Source organism: Embleya sp. NPDC001921 (assembly GCF_053594475.1).
In genome coordinates this window covers 1-21,206 of sequence record NZ_JBSFEO010000081.1, presented here as the reverse complement: position 1 = coordinate 21,206, position 21,206 = coordinate 1, and the positions used below count along the sequence as shown (strand labels likewise).

16 protein-coding genes and 6 pseudogenes are annotated in these 21,206 nt (G+C 69.9%); 12 read left to right on the top strand and 10 right to left on the bottom strand.

Annotated elements, in window-relative coordinates; all coding sequences use genetic code 11:
• Window positions 1-20: 20 nt before the first annotated feature.
• Window positions 21-3,545 carry an NB-ARC domain-containing protein gene (locus ACWCPW_RS48670; protein ID WP_449768085.1) on the bottom strand — a complete coding sequence of 1,175 codons (3,525 nt, stop codon included), beginning with the start codon at window positions 3,543-3,545 and terminating at the stop codon, window positions 21-23.
• Between the two features lie 130 nt (window positions 3,546-3,675).
• Window positions 3,676-4,471 (bottom strand): annotated as a pseudogene (locus ACWCPW_RS48665) (helix-hairpin-helix domain-containing protein); the annotation flags it as partial.
• Between the two features lie 200 nt (window positions 4,472-4,671).
• On the opposite strand from ACWCPW_RS48665, the gene ACWCPW_RS48660 reads away from it, so the two are divergent.
• From ACWCPW_RS48660 to ACWCPW_RS48650, 3 genes and pseudogenes are all read left to right on the top strand, one after another.
• Complete coding sequence (locus tag ACWCPW_RS48660) at window positions 4,672-5,775, top strand: hypothetical protein (protein ID WP_449768084.1); 1,104 nt, start codon at window positions 4,672-4,674, stop codon at window positions 5,773-5,775.
• A gap of 380 nt (window positions 5,776-6,155) precedes the next feature.
• Entirely contained in the window at window positions 6,156-6,626 is a 471-nt protein-coding gene (locus tag ACWCPW_RS48655) for a hypothetical protein (protein WP_449768083.1), read from the top strand.
• A gap of 53 nt (window positions 6,627-6,679) precedes the next feature.
• Window positions 6,680-6,769 (top strand): annotated as a pseudogene (locus ACWCPW_RS48650) (RidA family protein); the annotation flags it as partial.
• 581 nt (window positions 6,770-7,350) lie between these two features.
• Here ACWCPW_RS48650 and ACWCPW_RS48645 read toward each other — a convergent pair.
• Window positions 7,351-8,040, bottom strand: a complete 690-nt coding sequence (locus ACWCPW_RS48645) for an SGNH/GDSL hydrolase family protein (protein ID WP_449768082.1) — start codon at window positions 8,038-8,040, stop codon at window positions 7,351-7,353.
• Complete coding sequence (locus ACWCPW_RS48640) at window positions 8,037-8,642, bottom strand: TetR/AcrR family transcriptional regulator (RefSeq protein WP_449768081.1); 606 nt, start codon at window positions 8,640-8,642, stop codon at window positions 8,037-8,039. The genes ACWCPW_RS48645 and ACWCPW_RS48640 overlap by 4 nt, the downstream gene beginning before the upstream one ends.
• Before the next feature lie 190 nt (window positions 8,643-8,832).
• On the opposite strand from ACWCPW_RS48640, the gene ACWCPW_RS48635 reads away from it, so the two are divergent.
• Complete coding sequence (locus ACWCPW_RS48635; RefSeq protein ID WP_449768080.1) at window positions 8,833-10,056, top strand: NAD(P)/FAD-dependent oxidoreductase; 1,224 nt, start codon at window positions 8,833-8,835, stop codon at window positions 10,054-10,056.
• Between the two features lie 29 nt (window positions 10,057-10,085).
• Here ACWCPW_RS48635 and ACWCPW_RS48630 read toward each other — a convergent pair whose 3' ends face one another.
• On the bottom strand, window positions 10,086-10,583 hold the full coding sequence (locus ACWCPW_RS48630) for a hypothetical protein (protein WP_449768079.1): 498 nt from the start codon (window positions 10,581-10,583) through the stop codon (window positions 10,086-10,088).
• 961 nt (window positions 10,584-11,544) lie between these two features.
• Here ACWCPW_RS48630 and ACWCPW_RS48625 point away from each other — a divergent pair.
• The 4 genes and pseudogenes from ACWCPW_RS48625 to ACWCPW_RS48610 all read left to right on the top strand — a co-directional run.
• Window positions 11,545-12,555 (top strand): hypothetical protein, encoded by a 1,011-nt coding sequence (locus ACWCPW_RS48625; protein WP_449768078.1) that lies wholly within the window; start codon window positions 11,545-11,547, stop codon window positions 12,553-12,555.
• Between the two features lie 411 nt (window positions 12,556-12,966).
• On the top strand, window positions 12,967-13,209 hold the full coding sequence (locus ACWCPW_RS48620; protein ID WP_449768077.1) for a hypothetical protein: 243 nt from the start codon (window positions 12,967-12,969) through the stop codon (window positions 13,207-13,209).
• 505 nt (window positions 13,210-13,714) lie between these two features.
• The gene (locus ACWCPW_RS48615) at window positions 13,715-14,035 is read left to right on the top strand and encodes a hypothetical protein (RefSeq protein ID WP_449768076.1); all 321 of its coding nucleotides are present in this window, start codon (window positions 13,715-13,717) and stop codon (window positions 14,033-14,035) included.
• Window positions 14,036-14,122: 87 nt separating this feature from the next.
• A pseudogene (locus tag ACWCPW_RS48610) lies at window positions 14,123-14,353 on the top strand (transposase); the annotation flags it as partial.
• Window positions 14,354-14,392: 39 nt separating this feature from the next.
• Here the strand turns inward: ACWCPW_RS48610 and ACWCPW_RS48605 are convergent.
• The 4 genes and pseudogenes from ACWCPW_RS48605 to ACWCPW_RS48590 all read right to left on the bottom strand — a co-directional run.
• Window positions 14,393-15,193 (bottom strand): annotated as a pseudogene (locus ACWCPW_RS48605) (IS30 family transposase); the annotation flags it as partial.
• Window positions 15,194-16,100: 907 nt separating this feature from the next.
• The gene (locus ACWCPW_RS48600; RefSeq protein WP_449768075.1) at window positions 16,101-16,427 is read right to left on the bottom strand and encodes a helix-turn-helix domain-containing protein; all 327 of its coding nucleotides are present in this window, start codon (window positions 16,425-16,427) and stop codon (window positions 16,101-16,103) included.
• On the bottom strand, window positions 16,424-16,744 hold the full coding sequence (locus ACWCPW_RS48595) for a tyrosine-type recombinase/integrase (protein WP_449768074.1): 321 nt from the start codon (window positions 16,742-16,744) through the stop codon (window positions 16,424-16,426). Before ACWCPW_RS48595 ends, ACWCPW_RS48600 begins: the two co-directional genes overlap by 4 nt.
• A 39-nt stretch (window positions 16,745-16,783) precedes the next feature.
• Window positions 16,784-17,500, bottom strand: coding sequence for a hypothetical protein (locus tag ACWCPW_RS48590; RefSeq protein WP_449768073.1), 717 nt, complete (start codon window positions 17,498-17,500; stop codon window positions 16,784-16,786).
• Window positions 17,501-17,858: 358 nt separating this feature from the next.
• Here ACWCPW_RS48590 and ACWCPW_RS48585 point away from each other — a divergent pair, with 358 nt between their 5' ends.
• Window positions 17,859-18,305 (top strand): DUF4267 domain-containing protein, encoded by a 447-nt coding sequence (locus tag ACWCPW_RS48585; RefSeq protein ID WP_449768072.1) that lies wholly within the window; start codon window positions 17,859-17,861, stop codon window positions 18,303-18,305.
• Window positions 18,306-18,485: 180 nt separating this feature from the next.
• On the opposite strand, the gene ACWCPW_RS48580 is transcribed toward ACWCPW_RS48585, so the two are convergent.
• Window positions 18,486-19,493 (bottom strand): YncE family protein, encoded by a 1,008-nt coding sequence (locus ACWCPW_RS48580; RefSeq protein WP_449768071.1) that lies wholly within the window; start codon window positions 19,491-19,493, stop codon window positions 18,486-18,488.
• 245 nt (window positions 19,494-19,738) lie between these two features.
• On the opposite strand from ACWCPW_RS48580, the gene ACWCPW_RS48575 reads away from it, so the two are divergent.
• The 3 genes and pseudogenes from ACWCPW_RS48575 to ACWCPW_RS48565 all read left to right on the top strand — a co-directional run.
• The gene (locus tag ACWCPW_RS48575) at window positions 19,739-19,912 is read left to right on the top strand and encodes a hypothetical protein (RefSeq protein WP_449768070.1); all 174 of its coding nucleotides are present in this window, start codon (window positions 19,739-19,741) and stop codon (window positions 19,910-19,912) included.
• Between the two features lie 155 nt (window positions 19,913-20,067).
• A pseudogene (locus tag ACWCPW_RS48570) lies at window positions 20,068-20,527 on the top strand (transposase); the annotation flags it as partial.
• A 463-nt stretch (window positions 20,528-20,990) separates the two neighbouring features.
• Window positions 20,991-21,206, top strand: a pseudogene (locus ACWCPW_RS48565) (IS701 family transposase); the annotation flags it as partial.

Sequence of the window (21,206 nt, the reverse complement as noted above, 5' to 3'; positions counted from 1 at the left end):
GCAGGGCGTGCCCTGACCGTTCAGTGATGGAACGCGTAGAGGTACAACCCCAGGCCGCCGCCGACCGCCAGGTGACGGCCGTCCGGTGTCCACGCGCAGGCGAAGAGCGATGCGTTGGCGCGTGCCAGGGCCACTGCCTGTCCGGTTCGAGGGTCCCAGATCCGCACTTCGCGGTCGTCGCCGGCGGTGGCGAGCCAGGTCCCGTCCGGGGAGATGGTCAGCGCGCGCACCTGGCCGGTGTGTCCGGTGAAGGTGAAGATGCAGGTGCCGGTGGCCCGGTTCCAGATCCGCACTTCACCCTGGTCGTCGGCGGTGGCGAGCCACGTTCCGTCCGAGGAGATCGCCACGGCGGATACCTGGCCGGTGTGTCCGGTGAGGGTGGCGGTGCACGCGCGGGTGATCCATTTCCAGATCCGCACCGTGTGGTCGTCGCCGGCGACGGCGAGCCAGCCGTCCTGGGACATCGCCGCCGCGGACACCCGGCCGGTGTGCCCGTGCAGGTTCGAGATCACGGTGCCGGTGGCCCGGTCCCGGATCCGCACCGTGGCGTCGTCGTCGGCGGTGGCGAGCCAGGTCCCGTCCCGGGAGATCGCCACCGTGCGCATCCAGGGGGAGGGTCCGATGAGGGTGGTGCTGGTGCCGGTGGCCCGGTTCCAGATCCGCACCGTCCTGTCGTCGCCGGCGGAGACGAGCCAGGTCCCGTCCCGGGAGATCGCCACCCCGTGCACCGGTCCGGTGTGTCCGGTGAGGGTGGTGGTGCAGGTGCCGGTGGCTCGGTCCCAGATCCGCACCGTGCCGTCGTCGCTCGCGGACGCGAGCCAGGTCCCGTCCCGGGAGATTGCCACCGCCCGCGCCGAGATGGGGGCGGCCGACAGCGTCGCTGCGGTCGGCTCCCAGATCCGTACCGTGCGGTCGTCGCCGGCGGTGGCGAGCCACGTTCCGTCCGGGGAGATCGCCACCGCCTGCACCGCATCGGTGTGTCCGGTGAGGGCGCCGGTGCTGGTGCCGGTGGCCCGGTCCCAGATCCGCACCATGTGGTGGAAACCGGTGGTGGCGAGCCAGGTACCGTCCTGTGCGATCGCCACCCCGATCATCCAGCCGGTGTGTTCGGTGAGGGTGGTGGTGCAGGTGCCGGTGGCCCGGTCCCAGATCCGCACCGTCCGGTCGAGACTGGTGGTGGCGAGCCAGGTTCCGTCCCGGGAGATCGCCACCGCGAGTACCCAGTTGGTGTGTCCGGTGAGGGTGGCGGTGCAATTGCCGGTGGTTCGGTCCCAGATCCGCACCGTGCCGTCGTCGCCGGCGGATGCGAGCCAGGTCCCGTCCGGGGAGATCGCCACCGCCTGCACCGCATCGGTGTGTCCGTTGAGGATCGCCGTGTACCTGGCGGTGGCCCGACTCCAGAGCCCCACCGCCCGGCCGCCGGTGGTGGCGAGCCAGGTTCCGTCCCGGGAGATCGCGACCGCGTTCACCGGTCCGACGTGTCCGACGAGGATGGCGGTGCATGTGCCGGTGGCCCGGTCCCAGATCCGCACCACACGGTCCCTGCCGGCGGTGGCGAGCCAGGTACCGTCCTGCGCGATCGCGACCGCGTTCACTGGTCCGGTGTGTTCGGTGAGGGTGGCGGTGCATGTGCCGGTGGTTCGGTCCCAGATCCGCACCGTGCCGTCGTCGCCGGCGGAGACGAGCCAGGTCCCGTCCGGGGAGATCGCCACCGCGTTCACCGCGTAGGTGTGTCCGGTGAGGACGCGTTCCAGGGCGGGCGAGGGATGGTCGGGTATCGCCCAGGCGTTGACCAGCCGCGGGCCGGTCAACTGGTGTTGGCGAGCGGTGACCTGGTCGCGCCAGTCGGGGAGGTCCTGCAGTCGGCTGTGGAGAACGGCGGGCAGGGCGTGGGGTGGGTCGGTGGGGGCGAGGAGGTGGGTGGCGCGGGCCAGGTCGCGGGCGAGGCGGGTGGCGCGGGGGCGGGGGATGCGGGTCAGGTCGAGCCAGGGAGCGGTGGGGCCGTGTCGGTCCAGGCGGGTTTCGATCCAGCGGATGTCCCCGGCGAGGGCTTCGGCGTCCGCGGCGCGCCCGGCGCCGATCATGTGGGCGATGAGATGCTCTGCCAGGTAGCCGTCGGGCAGATCCCACCACGCGGACGCCGGCGCGGGAGTGGACGCCGCGAGCGGCGTTGCGGGCGGCAGCGACGCGGCGGCGACGTCGACGAGGACGCCGTGCAGTGTCGCCAGGTGTGCGGGGCCCAGGACGTCCAGGCGCAGGTGGTCGCGGACGACGTCGTGCAGGGTGATGGTGCCGCCGGCGGCGCGATCGAGGGTGGACAGCAGGCTCAGGGAGTTCAGTTCGCGGATCAGGGCGCGTGATTGGGTCGGGGTGTGCCCTGCGGTGGCCTGCCACAGCGCGGTGATCAGGGGGACGGGGACGGCTTCGTCCTCGGCGAACACCCCGAGTTCGGCGAAGCGTTGCGGTCCGCCGGGTCGCAGTAGTCGGATCGCCGCCTCCAGGCTGGTGCGGGCGGCCTGGGAACGTTGGTCGGGGTCGCCCATGTCCAGGAGCGCGCTGGTGTGGGGGTCGTCACCGGCCGTGGGTCCGCCGGCGCGCAGCCTGGCCAGGACGTCGGCGGCCGCGGTCGCGGTGTCCTGGCCGACGGTGGTCTCGGCGGCGATGAGCCGGTTGACGATGCGCAGCAGCAGCGGCCACCGGCCGGTGACCCGCAACAGCCCCTCCGCGGTGTCCGCGGGGAGGTCGGACAGCGTCGAGACACCGGGCAGATCGCGGGTCAGGACATGCCCGGCCTGCTCGACGGACATCTCGTCGACCGGGACGGGGGTGGCACCGTGGCCGGTGAGGATGTCGGGGACGCGGGTGGTGACCAGGCGTACGCAGCGCCGGCCGCCCAGCAGGAACGGCGCCAACTGTTCGCGGGTCCACACGTCGTCCAACACCAACAGGGTCCGCGGACGTCGGTCGAGCAACCGTCCCAGATGCGCGCCCGCCAACTGCGGGTCGTCGAACGGGGTGGTGTCCCCGATGATCAACCGTGTCGCGTCGGCGACCTTGGCCGCGATCGCCGCCCGCCCGCGCACGTCCCGCCCGATCGTCACGGTGTAGACGCGGCCGCGGAACCTGCGCCGCACCCTGCGGTCCGCGCACACCACCCGCGCCAGCGTCGTCTTCCCGAAACCGCCCGCCCCGTGCAGGCTCGTCGTGATCCCCACCGTTCCGCGGCCGCCGGCGCGTACGGCGGCGATCACCGCGGAGGCCTGTTCGCGGTCCACCCACCAGTCCTCGACGGGCAAGGGTGCCGGCGGCGGAGGATCCCCCGCGTCGGTGCCCGGGCGCTGCACCAGCATCGTGGCCACCGCCAACACGACACCGACCACCACCGACGCGGCCAGCACCCACCACGCGTGCACCCGCACCCAGTCCACCGGCCACGGCCACCGCGCATCCCCTGCCGCCGCCTCGCCCGCCAGACCCGCCACCGCCGCGGTCAACCCCGCGACGACGACCAAGGCCCCGGCCACCACCACCCGCGTCTGCGCCACGAGCCACCCCCGCCCGCGAGGCTACCCACGCACCACCACTATCGCCGCCACTTCCGCCGACTGCCCCGTCCCGCTCGGCGCGCCGGGGCCGGAAGTCGCGGCGGCGGGAGGCCGCAAGCGTGAGTGGCGGTCAGTTCGACGTGTCGTCGTTCAAGGCGGGCGCGAGCAGCGTCGCGAATTCCTCCGGGGTGATGATCTCGATGTTCAGGGCTTCGGCCTTGGTGCGTTTGGAGCCGGCCTTGTCCCCGGCGACGACGAGGGTGGTTTTCGCGGAGACGCTCGACACGGCGCGGCCTCCGGCGCGTTCGATCAACTCGTTCATTTCGTTGCGGGACAGCGCTTCGAGCACGCCGGTCATGGCCCCGGTCGCGACGACGGCCTGGCCGGCCAACGGCTGCGGGCCCGTGGGCAGCTCCCCGCTCGCACCGTCGGCGGCGTCCGTGTCGGCCGCGCCGCTGGGGTGGCGCCGGATTCGGTGGCGTTGACGCAGCGGCGACGAGTTTGTCCATCACCTCCGCCAGGTCGGCGAGTTCGGCGACCATGACGGGGGCTTTGCCATCGCCGATGCCCTCGACCCGTGCCATCTCGACGACGTCGGCGGCCCGGACGGCGTCCAGGGTGGCGAAGTGGCGGGCAATCCGGCGGGACATCGAACGCCCTGTGCGGCGGATCCCCAGCGCGCACAGCACCCGGCTCAACGGCCGAGACTTGGCGTCCTCGATCCCGGCGAGGAGTTTGTCCGCGCTCTTGTCGCCCATGCGATCCAGCGCCAGGATCTGGTCGCGGGTCAGGGTGAACAGGTCGGCCACGTCCGCGACGGCGCCGGTGTCGACGAGTTGGGTGACCAATCGGCCGCCGATGCCCTCGATGTTGAGCTGGTCGCGGCCCACCGCGTACAGGATCCGGGCGTGCAGCCCGCACGCCCGGACACCCGCGATCATGTCGGTGGCGATCGATAGCGTGCCGACGCCACCGGAGACCTCGCTTCCCCGCCGGGGCGGGCGCTTCCCGGCGTCCGACGTCGTGGGGCCCGGCGTGCTCCCCGACAGCCGGCCCTGCGTTCGGCGCCACGGCCTCGGGCGGGGGCTGCGGACGTGGCCGGGACGAGCCTTGGGGACGGGTGCGGATGGACGACGATTTCGACGTCGAGGCGTTGCACGAGGCCTGGGCCGATTCGTTGCGGGAGGCGTGGATCGGTGAGACGTCGCCGGAGGTCCGGTTGCCGGAGGTCTGGTCGGAGGAGTGGCGCGGGACCGAGCGGGATGTGCGCACCGTGGTGGCGCGGATGCCGGTGGAGGTGTGGGACGGTTTCGTGTACGACCGGGTGCCGTGGGGCCGGTTCTCCCACGCCTACGGCTCGGGCGAGGACGTCCCCGAGGACCTGGAGGGGATGCGTTGTGCCGACGCCGTGACGGCGGAGCGGTCGCTCGGGTCGTTGTGGGGCTCGATCTGTCATCAGGGCTCGCGGGGTTCGGTGGCGCCGCCGGCGGTGCCGTTCCTGTTGCGGATCGCCGCGGACCGCCGCGCGCATCCCCGGGTGGGCGCGCTGCTCCTGGTCGCGATGGTGGCGCGCTGTGATTGTCAGGAGGATTCCCGCGCCGATCTGTTGCGGGTGGCCGATTCCGACGGCGACCACGCGCACTTCGATGTGGGCGGCTACTTCCAGAACTGGACCGTGGAGGCGGCGCGCGACGCGATCACCGCGGACGCGCACATCCCGATCGCGCTCCTTCACGACCCGGACCCCGACGTCCGGGAGGCGGCCGCGTACGTCCTGGCCGCGGCCTCGGGCCGGGCCGGGGAGATCTCCGCCGCCCTGCACGACCGCTTCCGGATCGAGGACCACACGCGCGTACGCGCGAGCCTGGTCCTGGCGATCGCGCAGGTGGCCCGGGAACACCGACACGAGGGCGCCGCCGCCTTCACCCGCGCCCTGTGGTCGGACCCCGCGCTCCCGGCCGAGGTCCGGGTGGGCGCCGCCCTGGGGTGGCTGTGTCTGGTCGAGGATCTTGTGCCCGATGCCCTGCGTGCCGTCCTCGCCGCGTGCGCAACCCCCGAACTCGACCGTGCGATGGCCTCGGTGCCGTGGCTGCGCCGGGTCGATCACGACGGCGCCGGATCGACCCACATCCTGCGGCAGTTGCTCGATCCGGACCCGTTCCGACGCTCGGTGGCCGACGGCCGCCTCTGGGCGGAGGCCGAGGGCTGCGCCGACGACCCGCCCTTTTGACGGCTCGGTGGCGGCCGCGGCGATCGGACGCTTCGCGGGCGGTCCGCGTCGGTGTCTCGGCATTGCGGGAGGCCGGGAAGGAGCGGAATGCCTTGCCTCGTCTACTCGCCGGGTGGTTCGGCAACGGCGCCGCCGTCGCGGTGATGGGTCCGGTGTCGGGGATCGGTTGTGGTGGTGAGGTGTCGACGGGTGGGGGTTCGGAGAGTCCTTTGCGCAGTCCGGCCGCGAGGAGGGGGCCGTGTACGACCGTGTCGTGGGGGAGTTCGAGGCCGAACACGGCGTCGGCACGTGAGTTTCGCTCACCAGGCACCCGGTCCTTCGCACTGTTCAACCCCGACCCTACGGTTCGCAACCCGTTCACCACAGGCGATGATTCACCGATGTTGAACGTCACCGGGTCGGACGGCGCCGAAAGCGCGGCTCTCTTGCTGACCACGATGCACCGGCTGCACAAGCAACTGAATGACTTCGCCTCTCGGCTCTACGCCGCCTACGACTTCGGGGACGGGTCCGGGTTGGTGCCCGCCATCTCGATCGAAATGCACCCCGCGGGACCTGAACTGCGGCTCCGCCACCGCTTCGGCTTCTTCGCGGAGGGCGACTCGGATGTCAGTGAGCTGCGGTTCTCCGCAGGTGCGACCATCACCTCGGCCGGGAGCATCGTTGAAGCCATGGTGGATGTCGACCTCGAACGACCCCGGGGAGAGTTCGACTTCGGTGTCCACACTCTCTATTTCGAGCGGATCGATCAACTTTCCCTCATGGACGCCCTGAGCCACTTGGAGGAGCAGGTCACGACGCTCTGCACAATGGGCGATGTCCCAAGCCGTCTGGGGTTCGATACGCTTTGATCGCGGTTGGCCGGGTCTGCGGCTTCCTGCCGTCGCGGATTGCGGATACGTTGCGCGTCGGCTTCCTCGCCGGGTCATGTCCGCTGAACGATGACGGCTCCACGGCAGCGATCGGGGACTACGCGGGCCAGGCAGCGAAAGCCAACCTGCTCGGTCCGTGCACGAGTGGTGGCGAGACGATAGGAGTCGGTTCCGGCCTCGATGATGTTGCCGCTGGGTATCCGGGAGCCTTGGCTCGCCGTCGGATGCGACGCGTTTCTCGAATGCGGGGGCGATGAAAGGGCCGGCGCAGGGCGGGCATTGCGCCGTTCCGAAGAGGTACGGCAATTCGCGGGCGAGCGAGGTCTGCCCGTCGCGGGTGGCGATCGAGTGCAGGCGTGCGCCCGGTGGGGACAGCTCGCCTGCCGCGGCCGGCCGCAGCGGGCGGCGAACGCCGGCCATCGCGGGTCGCCGCGTTTGCCCTCGGTGGCGGGCAGTTCGTACGCCCTCCTTTGTTCGTCGGTGAGCAGCACCCGCTCCACGCGCGCCCAACACCCCGTCCGCGCCACCCAGTCCCGCTCGACGTCCTCGCCCGAGCAGTCGAAATCACCGATGTTTCTCCGGGGTGCCGCGAGCGTGCGGTTCGAATCCACGCAGCTCAGAACTCTGCGAACGGTCCACGCCAAGGACTGCGCGCGTCCGCCACCCCGACCAGCACCGTCCGGACCCGGGTCCTGTTCGGCGATCACAGCGGCAGCCGGTCCGCGACCGCTTGGGCCCAGCGACGGTATCCGGGGGCGGCGGGATGGAAGCCGTCGCGGGCGAAGAACTCGGGGCCGACCGGGATGTCGTCGGAGCGGACCCAGGTCGCGTGCGGTCGCTCGGCGCATATCCGGCGGGAGACTTCGTCGAGGGCGCCGGCGCGCCGGGTGAGGTGGCGGGCCAGGGTGTTGGGGAGGGACGGGAAGGTGTTGAAGGGCGGGATGCCCGTGACCGCGACCCGTTCCGCGCGCTTGCAGAGGTCGTCCACGATGGCTGTGAGGTCTTCCCGCCAATCGGTCGGTGAGCGCCTTGCGAGCACGTCGTTGACGCCGGCGAGGAGGACGGCGACGTGCAGGCCGTCCCCGAGCTCCGGTACGACCCGGTGGCGGATGCGCCGGGCGGTCGCGCCGTACTGCCCGACCACTTCCCACTCGACGAACGAGTCTGTCCGGGCGGCGAGTTCGCGGGCGAACGCGCCGGGAAAGCCGTCGTCGTGGGTCTCCACGCCGTAGCCCGCCGCGGTGGACTCGCCGACGACGGCTACCCGTAGCGGATTGCGATGCTCGGCTCCCGCGCTTCCCGTGACGGCGCCTGCGGGGGGAGGCAGGTACTCGGCCCGGGCACGCACCCACAGTGCTTGGGCCGCAATGACGGGAAGCAGCACGGGGTTCATCGCGCTGCCTTCTTGTCCGGCCCGGAGTTCACGGCCGTCCCTGTGTCGGGCACCGGCGTCGCAGCGCTCCCCTCCGCGCGCAGCGCTTCGATGGCTCCCTGGCTGCCCTCGGTCAGATCCGCGCCCACCGCCTGCAGCGTCATGACCAGCGCGCCCCTCGCGAGGAACTGCGCCAGGTCCTCCGGCCTTGCTTCGGTGGCCCGTTCGACTTCCTCCAACGTGCGGGCGAGGAATGTCCGGCACCGTGCCGCGATCGTTTCGTCGGCGCGTGCCGCGGCGCACGACTGCATCCACAGCCCGCTGAGGACGCCGTCGGCGATGAGGTCGCGGAAGCGGGCGCCCATCATCTCGAAGGGCTCGTCCGGAGCGGCCGCCGCCGTCTGCCGGAACACCGCAAGAACGCGGGCCTCCATCTCGTCCATGCAGGCCAGGAAGAACGCTCGTTTACTTCCGAACAGCCGGAACACGTACGGCTGCGACACGCCGATCTCGTCCGCGATCCGCTGTACCGCCGTCGTCGTCAACCCGTTGTCGGCGAACACTCGCATGCCTGCCTCGATGGCCTCGACGCGTCGTTGTGCTGCCGTGCTGCGCGTTCCCATGACGACATCTTGACAGAAGTAACTACTTACTTACAACATCATCCCGTGATCATCTCCGGCCCCGCCAATGGAGCTGGAACGTCGGCATCTCGTCACGGCAGCACTGTGCAGAGTGATCTGCCTCGCACGCTGTCACAACGATCGATGATGCGTCCTCTTATTGCCGAACCCCTGAAACGAAGGAGACACCATGGCTGGGAACACCGATGTAGTTGTGATCGGCGGCGGGTACGCCGGAGTGATGGCGGCCAATCGCCTGACACAGTGCGACGACGTGAGAGTGACGCTGATCAACCCGCGCCGGACCTTTGTCGAGCGGATCCGTCTGCACCAGATGGTGGGCGGGTCCGACGACGCGGTCGTCGAGTACCGGGAGGTCCTGGGCGAGCGCGTCCGGCTGGTGGTCGACACCGTAGCCCGGATCGACCCGGCCGGGCGCAGCGTGACGCTGGCGGCCGCCGGCACGGTCGGCTACGACTACCTGGTCTATGCGGTGGGCAGTGGCAGCGCCGACCCGCAGGTGCCCGGGGCGGCGGAGTTTGCCCATCCGATTGCCACCTTCGAGGAGGCGGGGCGGCTGCGGCCGGTTCTCGATGCCGCGCCCGCGACGGCTGCGGTGACGGTGGTCGGTGCCGGTCCGACCGGCATCGAGACCGCCGCCGAGCTGGCGGAGGCGGGCCGGGCCGTGACCCTGGTGTGCGGTGGGGTGCTCGGCCCGTACCTGCACGCCCGGGGTCGGCGCTCTGTGACCGGGCGGCTGGCCAAGCTCGGTGTGACCGTGCTGGAGGGCCCCGACGCGAAAGTGACGGCGGTGACCCGTGATGGCGTGCGGCTCAGCGGCGGCCGCGAGCTGCCGAGTGCGGTGACCATCTGGACCGCCGGCTTCGGGGTGCCGGACCTGGCCGTGCGCAGCGGGCTGAGCACCGACGCCCTGGGGCGCCTGCTCACGGACGAGACGTTGACCAGCGTGGACGACGGGCGCATCGTCGCGGCCGGGGATTCGGCGGCGCCGTCGGACCTGCCGTTCCGGATGAGCTGCCAGGCCGCGATTCCGCTGGGTGCGCAGGCTGCCGACACGGTGCTCAGCCGGATCGCGGGTGAGCAACCCGCGCCGATCAGCCTGGGGTTCGCCGGCCAGTGCATCAGCCTGGGCCGACGCGCCGGCATCTTCCAGTTCGCCGACAAGGACGACACCGCGAAGAAGCTCCACCTCGGCGGACGCCCCGGCGCCAAGCTCAAGGAGTTCGTGTGCAAGATCACCGTCAAGCACCTGGCCGCCGAGGCAGCCAAGCCCGGCTCGCAAACCTGGGCGAAGGATGACAAGCGCCGGCAACTACTGCAGGCCAAGCGCGGCGAGGCGTCGGCCACCGCTGGACGGACAGACCCAGCCAACACCCAAACGCAACGGGGTTGAGGCTTTGGCTTCGTCAGGGATCCTGGTGTTCAGCGGCCTGTGATCGCTTGTGCTCGCCTGCAGGGTCCCTCACTATCCGGTTCAGTTGGGCCATGACGCTTCGACAGCCGGCCCAGCAGCTCGGTGATCGCGTCGGCCGTCATCGGGGCGCCGAGCGGAGCGGCGAACAGGCTCACCGGCACGAAGTCGCCCGCCAGGCCGTGCGGCAGCCCCATCCGCTCCATCACGTACTGGTCGTAAGCCTGCACTGCCAGATGGTCGACCGGCTTCCACCGCCCCGGCGCCACGTCGGACCGCCGCTTCGCCCACGCCCCGTTCGCGTTGTCGCGGCGCAGGGTGTGCAGGTGGGGGCCCCGGTCGGTGGCCCGCTCGCCCTTCTTGCGCGGGGCCTTCACCCGGTGCCTGGGCCGCATCCGGTAGCCGGTGGTCCCCTCCCCTCGGGCCTCCGCCGGCAACTCCCCGTCCTCGGCGACCTCGTAAAGCTGGGCCATCACGGCCGACGTCGCCGCCGCGTACCCGGAACGCACCGCCGGACTTCCCCGATGACCCACACGGTCCAGGCACACACGCCCGCCGCGACTCCTCGCAGACCCGTTCCTGCACACCCGCCCATCGCCCGCCGAACCACCAGGGTTGCTGTCCGTAAAACGACCTGTGCGCAGAGCGACCGTCGTGGAAGGCTTGCTGCGGTCCGTGCGGTTCCGTCTCCGAAAGGTTGCCTGTGGCTGCGAATGTGCTTACTGCGGAAGAACGTCTGACGCGGCTGCGGGAGCGGTTGCGGGGTGAGTCCAAGCCGTCCGAGGGGCGGGTGGAGTCCTCGAAGGGAGCGCGGCTGCTGTACGGGGTGGCGTTGCACGGCGCGGCTCGTCTGGCGGCGGGTCTGGAGCCGACGGATCTGGAGGCCGTCCTGGTCGAGACGCTGCGGGGGGTGCTGGCGGAGGAGGAGGTGCGCGACTTCGGCCGGGTCTACACCGAGGAGCGGGAGGGACGTTCGCGTCTGTTCCCGGAGTCTCTGGCCGCGCTGTCGGTCGAGGAGGGGTACGCGGAGGAGGATCTGGCGCGGGACCTGCCCCTGCTGGCGGCGGAGATCGCGGCGCAGGCGAACGTGAGGGTCGTCGACCTGGAGGCCGCCGAGGGCGCGAACGTGCCGGGGGCGCGTACCGACGAGGAGTTCCAGCAGGGAGCCGTCGCCCACGGCTGCGGGGCGGTGGTGACGACCGCGTCCGGCGAGCCGCCGGCCGCCGCGGGCGCGCCGCCGATCCTGCTGCGGATGAACCTCACGAAGTTCTGGTGCTACCGGGAATCGAACGAGTGGAGCGGGTCGGACGAGATCTTCTGGGCCTCGTGCGCCGCCGCCGACGCGGGGACGAAGCAGACCAGGCTCACCCGCACGTACGGGGACGTCGACAAGGGGGAGACCCATTACCTGGACGTGGGCACCGCCGCGTTCGAGGGAACGGTCGGCAACGCACTGATCGTCCACATCGAGTGCTGGGAGAAGGACCAGGGCAGGCATCTGCGGACGACTGGGTCGCCGGACACGTCTTCACCTACGACCGCGCGGCCCTGCAGCGCCTGTCCGGCGCCGAGTTCAAGATCGGCTCCTTCATCGGCGAGATCGTGGCAGCGGACGGAGGGCACGAACTCTACGGCCGGATCGACGCGATCAAGGCAGGCCCCCTGGAGTACGCGGTGCGCACCAACACCACCTGGGGAACACCGGCGACCCTGCCGTTCCGGACCATCACCAACCCCGCTCTGGCCGTGCACAACGGCCGGCTCTACCTCGCCTATGTGCGCCCCGAGGACCAGGCGGTGATGTGGGCGAGCATGGACGCGGGCGGAACGTGGACCCAGCCCGCGCCCATCCATGGTGACCAGAGCTGGTACGGTCCCGCGCTGACCTCGGCGGGCGGCACACTGCACTACGCCGTCACCGGCAAGGACAGCAGCGTGTACACCCGCACCTACACCCCGCAGGGCTGGAGCAGCGCCTACCAGCAGATGCCGGGGATGAAGCGGTACAGCCCCGCCCTGGCGACCTGGGCCAACCAGGCGTGGCTCGTCTCCTACGCCTACGACAACAACCTCTACCACAGCCGGCACAACGGCACTTCCTGGACCGGATGGGCAAAGGACGGCCTCGGCTGGAAGCTGAGCACCCACGTCGCGATGGCCCCGCGCGACGACCGTCTGTGGCGGATCGCCACCGGCAAGGACGGGCGGATCTACACCAGCGTCAACGGCGGCGGCACCTGGGCCGGCAAAGGCGTCCCCGACGACAGGTGGCGCGCCTCCCACGCCCCCGCGCTCGCCAACAACGGCAACACGCTGACACTGCTCCTCCGCGGCAGCGACAGCTCCCTCTGGAGCGCCGAGTTCAACGGCTCATGGGCCGCCGGTGCCCACAAGGTCGCCGGCATCACCATGTTGGAGACACCGGCCGCGGTCTACTTCGGCGGCAAGCTCCACATGATGTACCGCCGAACAGCCTCCTGACCCCCACCCCACCGCAATCCAAGCGAGGAGGCGGGCCGCACCCCGGCCTTTCTACCGGGGTGCGGCCACGCGCCGGGCACGAAGAGACGCTGCCTCAGCGAACGCCCCCAGCGGCAGAAGCACACCTCACGGTCCCACCGCAAGATCTCCAGTGACGTCGGAACGAACCGGCGGCGGGGGACCAGCGGTACAGCCGTTGGCGCTCAGCACTTGATCATGCTTGTGCCGGAACATTCGTGTCGGATCGTGCGCTGAGCCGGTCCTGGGCGAAGCCGGATACGCCCGTTGACCTATTACGCAGGTACACCGACTTCCCACGACGTCCGCCCTCGCCACTCGCCCAGGCGGCGCGTTCGGCCGGAGGAAGGGCTGCGATCGAGAACGCGTTCACCCTGCTCGGGGGCGGCGTCCATGCCTGACCCCACCACCCGCACCGAGCGGCCGCGGCCGCCGGTGGCGCGACCGCCGTACGTCCGCGCCATCGTCGTGCTCAACCCCGGCGACCACGTCCAGGCTACCCGGCGCCTGTTCGCCATCGGGGACGACGCGTTGGTCGTGCTCACCGCACTCGCCCACCGCGGCCGGCCCCCCGAAGCGCCCGCGACATCGCACTCGAATACGGCTTCGACCACCCCGACGTCGGCGGCGCTGTGAGTGGGTGGTGTTGTGGGTGGGTGGTGTGGTGGTGGTGTGTTGGTCGGCATCGTCATGTAGGGGTGTCCGGGCTGTTCCGGGGGTCCTTCGGTGTGGTGGGAGGGCTGTTGCCGGCTGCCATATGTTGATCAGGGGAGTGTTGCGGGCCGTCTACCACACACATCCGGCATTGTCGGCTGGTTGACCGTTCCTGTGTGCGCTGCCCGGTGGCGGGTGTGTGCTGCGGGTGTGGCAGCTCCGCGTGGGAACTCTTCGGCCCCGGTACCCGGGAGTATTGCGGTGCCGCGCCCATGGGCGGTGCGTCGCTTGCTGGACATCGACGCGTCGGGGACGGTGTGCCGGCACGCATGTGCGGATCATCGCCGAGGCGGCCGGGGTGTCCGAACGGACGATGTGGCGGTGGCTGTGTGAGGCACGCGGAGGGCGTCTCGAGGCACGCCCCCGGAAGAACGGCTTCACCTTTTCCGACGCGTTGTGGGCCGAGCTCGCCCGTATGGGCGGCAACATGTCCGCCTTGCGCCGGGTGATGCCGGAACGTCAGGCGGCGGGCACGCTCGCCGTGTGGGACGCCGCCTCGGTGCCGTCGGCGGGCACACTGCATCGCGCGGTCCGTGATGACATACGCGCCGGCCGACTGCTGGAGGTTGCCCCCAGGTCCCGAACCGGCACACCCTCCGGTCACTACGACCGTGCGCCGGCCGCGTTGCCTCTGGAGGAATTCTTCGACGACCGGCCACCCGAACCCGCCGATGCGGACACTACCCCCGATGTCCCCGCCGTGGTTTCCCGGGCGCGCCTGTACACCCCCGACGCCCGCCTGGAATGACCCGTGTCAAGTCACTCTGAGGTGCCCCGAGGGTTCCGGACAGGAACCCAATAGGGTTGTCCTGTAAGGAATCGAGGAAAGCAGCACATGGCACGCCCCAGCTCGTACACGCCCGAATTCCGCGAGGAAGCGGTTCAACTGGCGCTGAAGTCCGCCCCCCGGCCGGTCGCGCAGACCGCGCGGGAACTCGATGTGCATCCGGAGACGCTTCGCACCTGGGTCCGGGAGTACAAGCGCGAGCACGAGAGCACCGATGAGCCGTCTTCCGTGGACGAGCGCGCCAGGCTGAAGGAACTCGAACGCCGCGTTCGCGAGCTGGAGATGGAAAACTCCTTCCTGAAAAAAGCCGCGGCGGTCTCAACTGGTCGCTGCAACAGTGGCCACGAGTTTATCAACCGGGGTTTTGTAGCCGAGGGTTTTGCGTGGTCGGGTGTTCAGGCGGAAGGCGACGACGTCGAGGTCCTGCTGGGTGAAGCCGGACAGGTCGGTGCCCTTGGGGAAGTACTGGCGTAGCAGACCGTTCGTGTTCTCGTTCGAGCCCCGCTGCCACGGGCTACGAGGGTCACAGAAGTACACCTCGACGTCGGTGGTCACGGTGAAGCGCCGGTGCTCGGCCAGCTCGGTGCCGCGGTCCCAGGTGAGGGACTTCACCATCTCGTGCGGGAGGGCGCGCACGTGCTCGGTGAGGGCATCGACGACGCTGACGGTGTCCTTGCCGGGGACGCGCACCAACATCACGTAGCGCGAGTGGCGTTCGACGAGCGTGGCGATATGGCTGTTCTTCGCCCCGGTGATCAGATCGCCCTCCCAATGGCCGGGAACGGCGCGGTCGGCAACCTCGGCAGGGCGGTCGCGGATGGAGACCGCGTCACGGATCCGCCCTCGTGCCTGGCCGGCGGTGGTGGCCTTCTTCGACCGGCGCATCGTGCGCCGCCCGCGCAGATGGGCGATGAGTTCCTTCTTCAGAACGCCGCGGGCCTGGATGAACAAGCTGCGGTAGATGGTCTCGTGGGACACATACATACCGTCGTCGCGTCCGAAGCGATCGGCAAGCCAGCCCGATATCTGCTGCGGTGACCACTCGGCGGCAAGCTTGTTCGCGACCAGGTCCCGAAGACCCCAATTGCGTTGCAGCAGGCAGGACTTGGGGCGGCGGGCATCTCGCGAAGGTGGTCGTGCCTGGTCGACCAGTCCAGCAGAGCGGGCCGGATCGCGTTGAGGTAGGTCCGGGCCGTGCTGCGGGCGCGCGGCTCCGATCGAGGTCCACCGTCCAGGAGGACGCGGGCCCACTGCTCGACTGTGCGCCGGATCCCCGGTGCGACCCCATCGAGTTTGCGTTCCAGCCACAGATCGGCGGAGGGAACCCTGTTGTCCACGAACAGGCCCATTCTGTCGAGGACTTCGGCTGTTCGGTTGAGGGAGAGTCCGCGGCTTCGCAACGCGGGGAAGATCTCGGAGTATCGGATCGTCTCGCCCTCGGTGTGGCCGGACAGGACAATGACCAACGCCCGGTCGACGTCGCTGGCGATCCATCGGGTCCACCCTCGAACCTCACCCAGGGTTCGAGCCGTTCGCCGCGCTTGAACGAGCCACGGATTGGCCGAGTCCTCGTGACGTCCCCGGTCGAAGCGGTGGTAGTCGCGCGCGGCCGAGAAGAGGTCCGGTTGGAGCCACCCGGTGGCCGGGCGAGGGGTCTCGGGCGGCGGGGGCGGGACGAGGACGCGACGCCCCATCCTCCCGACGGGTGGCCCGCCGTTGCGGGGCCGTTGCATCCTCGCGAGGAACAGTTGCTGGCAGGTGACCTGTTCGCAGGAACGGTTCCAGCACCGAACACCTCCCGACGGCCTTGATCGCCCAACCGGCCTGGGCCCGGCAGAGACGGCAGTAGCCGTCGTGGACCCGGACGTCACGATGGCAGGCGGAACATTCCCCGAGCGGGTTGTTCTGGCCGAAGGTGTAGCAGGCTCGGCAGTATCGGCCGGGCAACTGTCCCCAGGCGAGGCATTCCACGCACGATGCGGCCGGCTTGCCGTCGCTGATCTTTCCCATCGTCTGACGCTCCGGTTCAGATCGGGGGCAGGGAACGGCCGTCTCGACGCTTGGGGATCACCACGGTCGTGGTCGATCCGACGGCTGTTGCCTGCGTCGCCGTCTCGTGACCAGGACGGCTGACCTTGTCCGGTTCGGCGATGAGCAATTCCCCGATCTCGCATCCGAGGACGACGCAGATCACGTCCAAGTCCTCGAGTTTGAGCGAGATCGGCTGCCCGGACCACAGTCCGGACATCTTGCCCGCGGAGATGACCAAGCCGTGTTCGGCCAGGTCGCGTTGCAGCTCGGACGCCTTCCAGATGCCGCGGTTCGCGGCGGCCAGTCGCAGGTTCCACCTCATCGGTTCCGTCCTTCCAGCCGCTTCGCGGCGCGTTCGTTCCCGGCCGCCCACGCGTCCTCGACCCGGGTGCGGTGGACGTGGACGTATCGCATCGTCGTCGCGATCCAGGAATGACCGAGGATCTCCTGGATCGAGAGCAGGTCCAGGCCGTTCAGATAGAGCTCCGACGCGCAGAAGTGCCGCAGGACGTGCGGCGTGAGCGTGTCCGCCCACGCCGGGAGATGGCTCTCGGCCGCGGCGACGAGTCCGGCCCGCAGGGCGTCGTCGCCGACCCGATGCGAGGAGCCGTCCGCGTTCTTGCGTTCGGACGGGAACAACGGGGCGCCCAGCCGGGTGTGGTCGTCGCCGAACTGGCCTCAGACGTCCTCGATGAACCAGCGCAGCGTCCGTCCCACGTCGTTGATCAGGGGAACCATCCGCTCGCGCGGCCCGGAACCGCGTTTGCCCTTGCCGTAGCGGACGTGCAGTTTGCCGAAGCGGCCCAGGTCCCACTTGATGTCGGTGAGGTCGAGTCGGCATGCCTCGTTCACCCGCAGACCCACGTCGCTCATCAGTTTCGCGGCCGTGTAGTTGCGAGCGGTCGGCGCGAACTTGCGGCACAACGCCAGATCCGCAGCCCATCCCGTGAACAGCCCGGCCACCTCGACGCCGTTCGGCGGAATCCGCAGACGGGCGTCCTTGGCTCCGCGCGGCCGGTTCATCTCGTCGATCGGGCAGTCGACCACATGCCCGGTCAGCTGATGAATCTCGACCTTATGCCGCAGTTCCAGGAACGTGAAATACGTGCTCATCGACTGTGCTCGGGCGAGCCGGGTGCCGCTGGGCGACTCGCGCAACACGCGCCCGAAGTAGCCGTCGGCATCCTTCGGCTCCATCTCCCACAACGGCCGACCGAACCACGCCCGCACCTGTTCGAGATGCCCGACGTCACCCCGGATCGTGGCATCCGCCAGACCGGCCGACGCGCGTGCCAGGACGAACCCGGCGAGCACATCGGTCTCGAACCGGTCCAGTTCCTCCGCCGTGGCGGGCGCGCGATGCTCGCGCAGGTCCCGCACCGCTGCCAGCACCAACCCGAGCCCCCTCGCCTTCACCCGAACCACAGATCGGTCGGACGAGATGAGAACACTTCACGAATCCCGAAGTTACGTCACGCGGGCCTACACCACACGAACGAGGAAGAAGGCCCTGACCACAGGCACGAGAGCTCAGCAACCCTCAAAGGAACTCACGGGATATCCCACAGCCGGGCGGCGGCGAGCGCGGCCGCCACGTGTTGAAGGGCCGTACGGGCCGGCTCCGGCGGCTCTCCGCTCGCCGTCCGGGTTGCCTCCAAGTTGCTTCCATGTGCCTTCCGGGACCCTCCGGCGAGTGTTTTCCCCACAAGGCGACGACGGCCGGTCCCACCGGCCCGACACTCGGGAGAACAGCATGAAGCTCAGGACCCTCACCACCATCCTGGCCGGCCTCGGTGGCGCGTTCATCATCTACGTCGGCCTGGCCTACCTGTTCGCCCCGCAGTCGACCGCGTCCGGCTTCGGCCTGCCCACCCGGCCCGAGGACGAGCGCACCGGGTTCCTCGCCGTCAAGGGCGTCCGCGACATCGGCACCGGGCTGGTCATGCTCGCCCTCCTGCTGGCCGGACACCGGCGGGCACTGGGCTGGACGATGCTCGCCATGAGCTTCATCCCGGCCGGCGACATGACGGTCGTGCTGGGCAACGACGGCTCCGCCGCCACTGCCCTCGGCGTCCACGGCCCGACCGCCTGCCTGGTGGCACTCACCGCCGGCCTGCTCCTGCGCGAACGCCCGGCCCGGGCAACCACCCCCACGCCCACCCCGGCCACCCCGCGCGTGAGCGTTCCGGCCGCACGTTGACCCCTCGGGCCGTTTGTAGTCACCGGAACCGAGGAGCGCCGTATACCAGATGCCCGCGTTCCTATTGAGGGCGTAGCGGCCTCGACGACCTTGTCCGACTCCGGTACAGAGGTACCCGTGCGGGTCACGGCGCCCTGGTAGGGCCACATGCCGGAGTCCTCCTGCCGGTTGACCGGAGCGTCACGTTTGAGGGTGGCCGTATAGCGGGGCTGTGGCGGCCGGGCGACCTGGGTGGGCGCGGCCACCACAGGCGGCTCGGGGCTTGGCCGGCAGCCAGCCGGTTGCCGTGGCTTCGCCCGTGTCGGGGGTGATCACGGTGCAGATCATGCGTGAGGTGGCCACCAGCAGCCGCCCGTCGCCTCCGACGGCCAGACAGGGCTCCGGGTCGGGTCCGCAGGGTAGCTCTCCGACCACCTTCAGGGACTCGGCGTCCAGGATGACGCCTTGGCGGTCGGCGAAGACCGCGTACAGCCGACCGCCCGCCGAATCGACGACCAGGCCCGTGGGGAAGGGAGTCGGCCCGCGGGCGGTGATCTCCAACGTGGCGGTGTCGATGGCCACCGGCGCAGCGTTCACCCCCGGTGTGTAGGCGTACAGGGTCGCACCGTCGGGACTGAGAAGTACCCGCACACGGTGGGCGCTCGCGGTGGGTGAGGCGATGTCGAGGATCGTGCCCTGACCATCGGGGTCGGCCACGTCCTTGACGAGGACCTGGGGGGGGGCGGTGCGCCGGTTGGACTTCGGTCGCATACTGCCGAGGTAGAGCTGCTTGCCTTCGCTGTCGGTCGCCGGCTCGACCCACTGGTTGCCGGACGACGTCGGCAGGATGCGCCGCAGCCGGCAGGCTTCGGTGTCGACGTCCGCGACCACATTGGGGAAGAGCGAGACGAACAACGGGCCCTGCAGTCCGGCCGTCGCGGCACGCTGGGGGGCTGTAGCGGGGGCGAACTCGATCAGGACACGTGGCGTGACGGGCCGCAGGGTGCTGGTGTTGTAGACCGCGATGCCGAGCAGGTCGGACGGCAGATAGAGCCGGTCGCCGCCAGGCCGGGCTACCAGGTCGATGTCGCCCAAAATCTCGGTGACGCCGGCGTGGACGCGGCCTGTGGCGGGATCCACGACCACGATGCCGGCCGCGACGGCCCCAGCCCGTTGGTACGGGACATGGAAGTGGAACGGCTCGGCCATGATGTGCTCCCCCCACGGACATGGGCGATGTCCCTACGCACGACGACAGCGTCGCTGCGACAGGTATCGGAACTGCTACGGAGCATACAAGCCCGCACGCACAGCGGCACCGCCGATGACTGAGCGTCACTGTTTCAGGCCAATGTCTCGCCCACGACTGGCTCGTAATCAACCGATTACCCCAGGTTCTCGGCGGGGAGGATCAACCACGCGCGATCCGACATGACTCGGAGGGAGACCTACCCATGTCCGACGACCGGACCGACGAGACCACCATCGACGAGACCCCTGCCCAGCCCGCCGCCCAGCCCGCCGCCAAGCCCGTCGCGAAGCAGGTCGGTCACCAGACTCTCGAGAACAAGACCATCCAGGGGCAGGTCATCACCCACACGATCGTCAAACCGCTGAGGGACGAGTGATCCTTTTCAGCGTCGGGCGAGGCGTCGGCGAAGGCTCCGGCCGGATCTCGCCTCGCCCGATTCCCGGCTGCCCCGACCGCCCAGTCCTCCTGGCGCCGCGTACGGCTTCACCGCCAACGTCGAGGCCGTGCCCGCCTCGCCCCTGTTGACGGTCGGGCCTGCCGCTGTCGATCGTGCTCACACCGGGCAACGCCAATGACGCCACCGCGTTCGACCGGGTCCTCGACGGGATCCGCGTCCCGCGCGCCGGCACGAGCCGCCCGTGCACGAGACCGGATCGCGTGCTGGGCGACAGGGCATACACAAAGACTCGGCTCGCGCCCTTGAAGATCAGCCACCGCCGGCCTTCGCTTCCCCTCAGGCCTACTCCAGCAGGGCCATCCGCCATCCGCTGCGACGCCGGGGCGCCACCGCCACGATCCCCGAACGCCGCGACCAAGCCGCCGGCGCCGAGGGCGCCTCGGCGGCCGGCCACCTGCCTTCGACCGGGTCCCCTACCGCGACCGGAACGTGATCGAGCGATGCTTCGCCCGCCTCAAGCAGTTCCGCGCCATCGCGACCAGGTTCGACAAGCTCGCCGACCGTTCCGTCAGCAAACATCGCACAAGGGAGTAACAGCCATGAGTACTGCCTTGATCAAAAGATCAGGGCGAACCGACTACAGAAGCCTGGTCCATCGAATCGGCAGAGATGAGCTCCGCGAGTTGCAGGTCACGGCGATCGACGAAACTTATCCCGATTACGTGGCCTTCGTTGTCCGCGGTCGCGCGACAAGAGTCCCACGTTCGATCACCCTCCAGCACACCGGACTCGCCGGCTTCCACTCCCTGTCGGCTCGGTACCTTTGAGAACGGGAAACCAAAAGAGGATCCGAAGGACGCCGTCAACAGCGTGAGCATTACCGAAGGAGACCCGGGCGTCCACGGGGCGAGGCGGGCCATTGACCTGAAATGACGGGAGGATGTGGCCGGGAGGCTTATTCCCACCCCGAGCAGTACACCCGACTGTGCGCGGCACCTAGTACTGCAACGACACTCCGTGACCGGAAGTCATCACGGTCGTTGGTCCGTTCGTGTCGATGGAGATAGTTGACGGTTGGTCAGATGCGTTCGCGGACTTCGCGGGCCGGTTCGGGCGGGTGGAGCCGCGCCGGCGGATGGTGTCCTACCTGCGGGGATTGCTTGGCGAGTCGGAGCGCGAGAACGGCTGGACTCTGGCGGAGGCGGCCGGGGAGGCCGGTCCTCAGGGGATACAGCGGCTGCTGAATCACTACCGCTGGGACGCCGATGCTCTG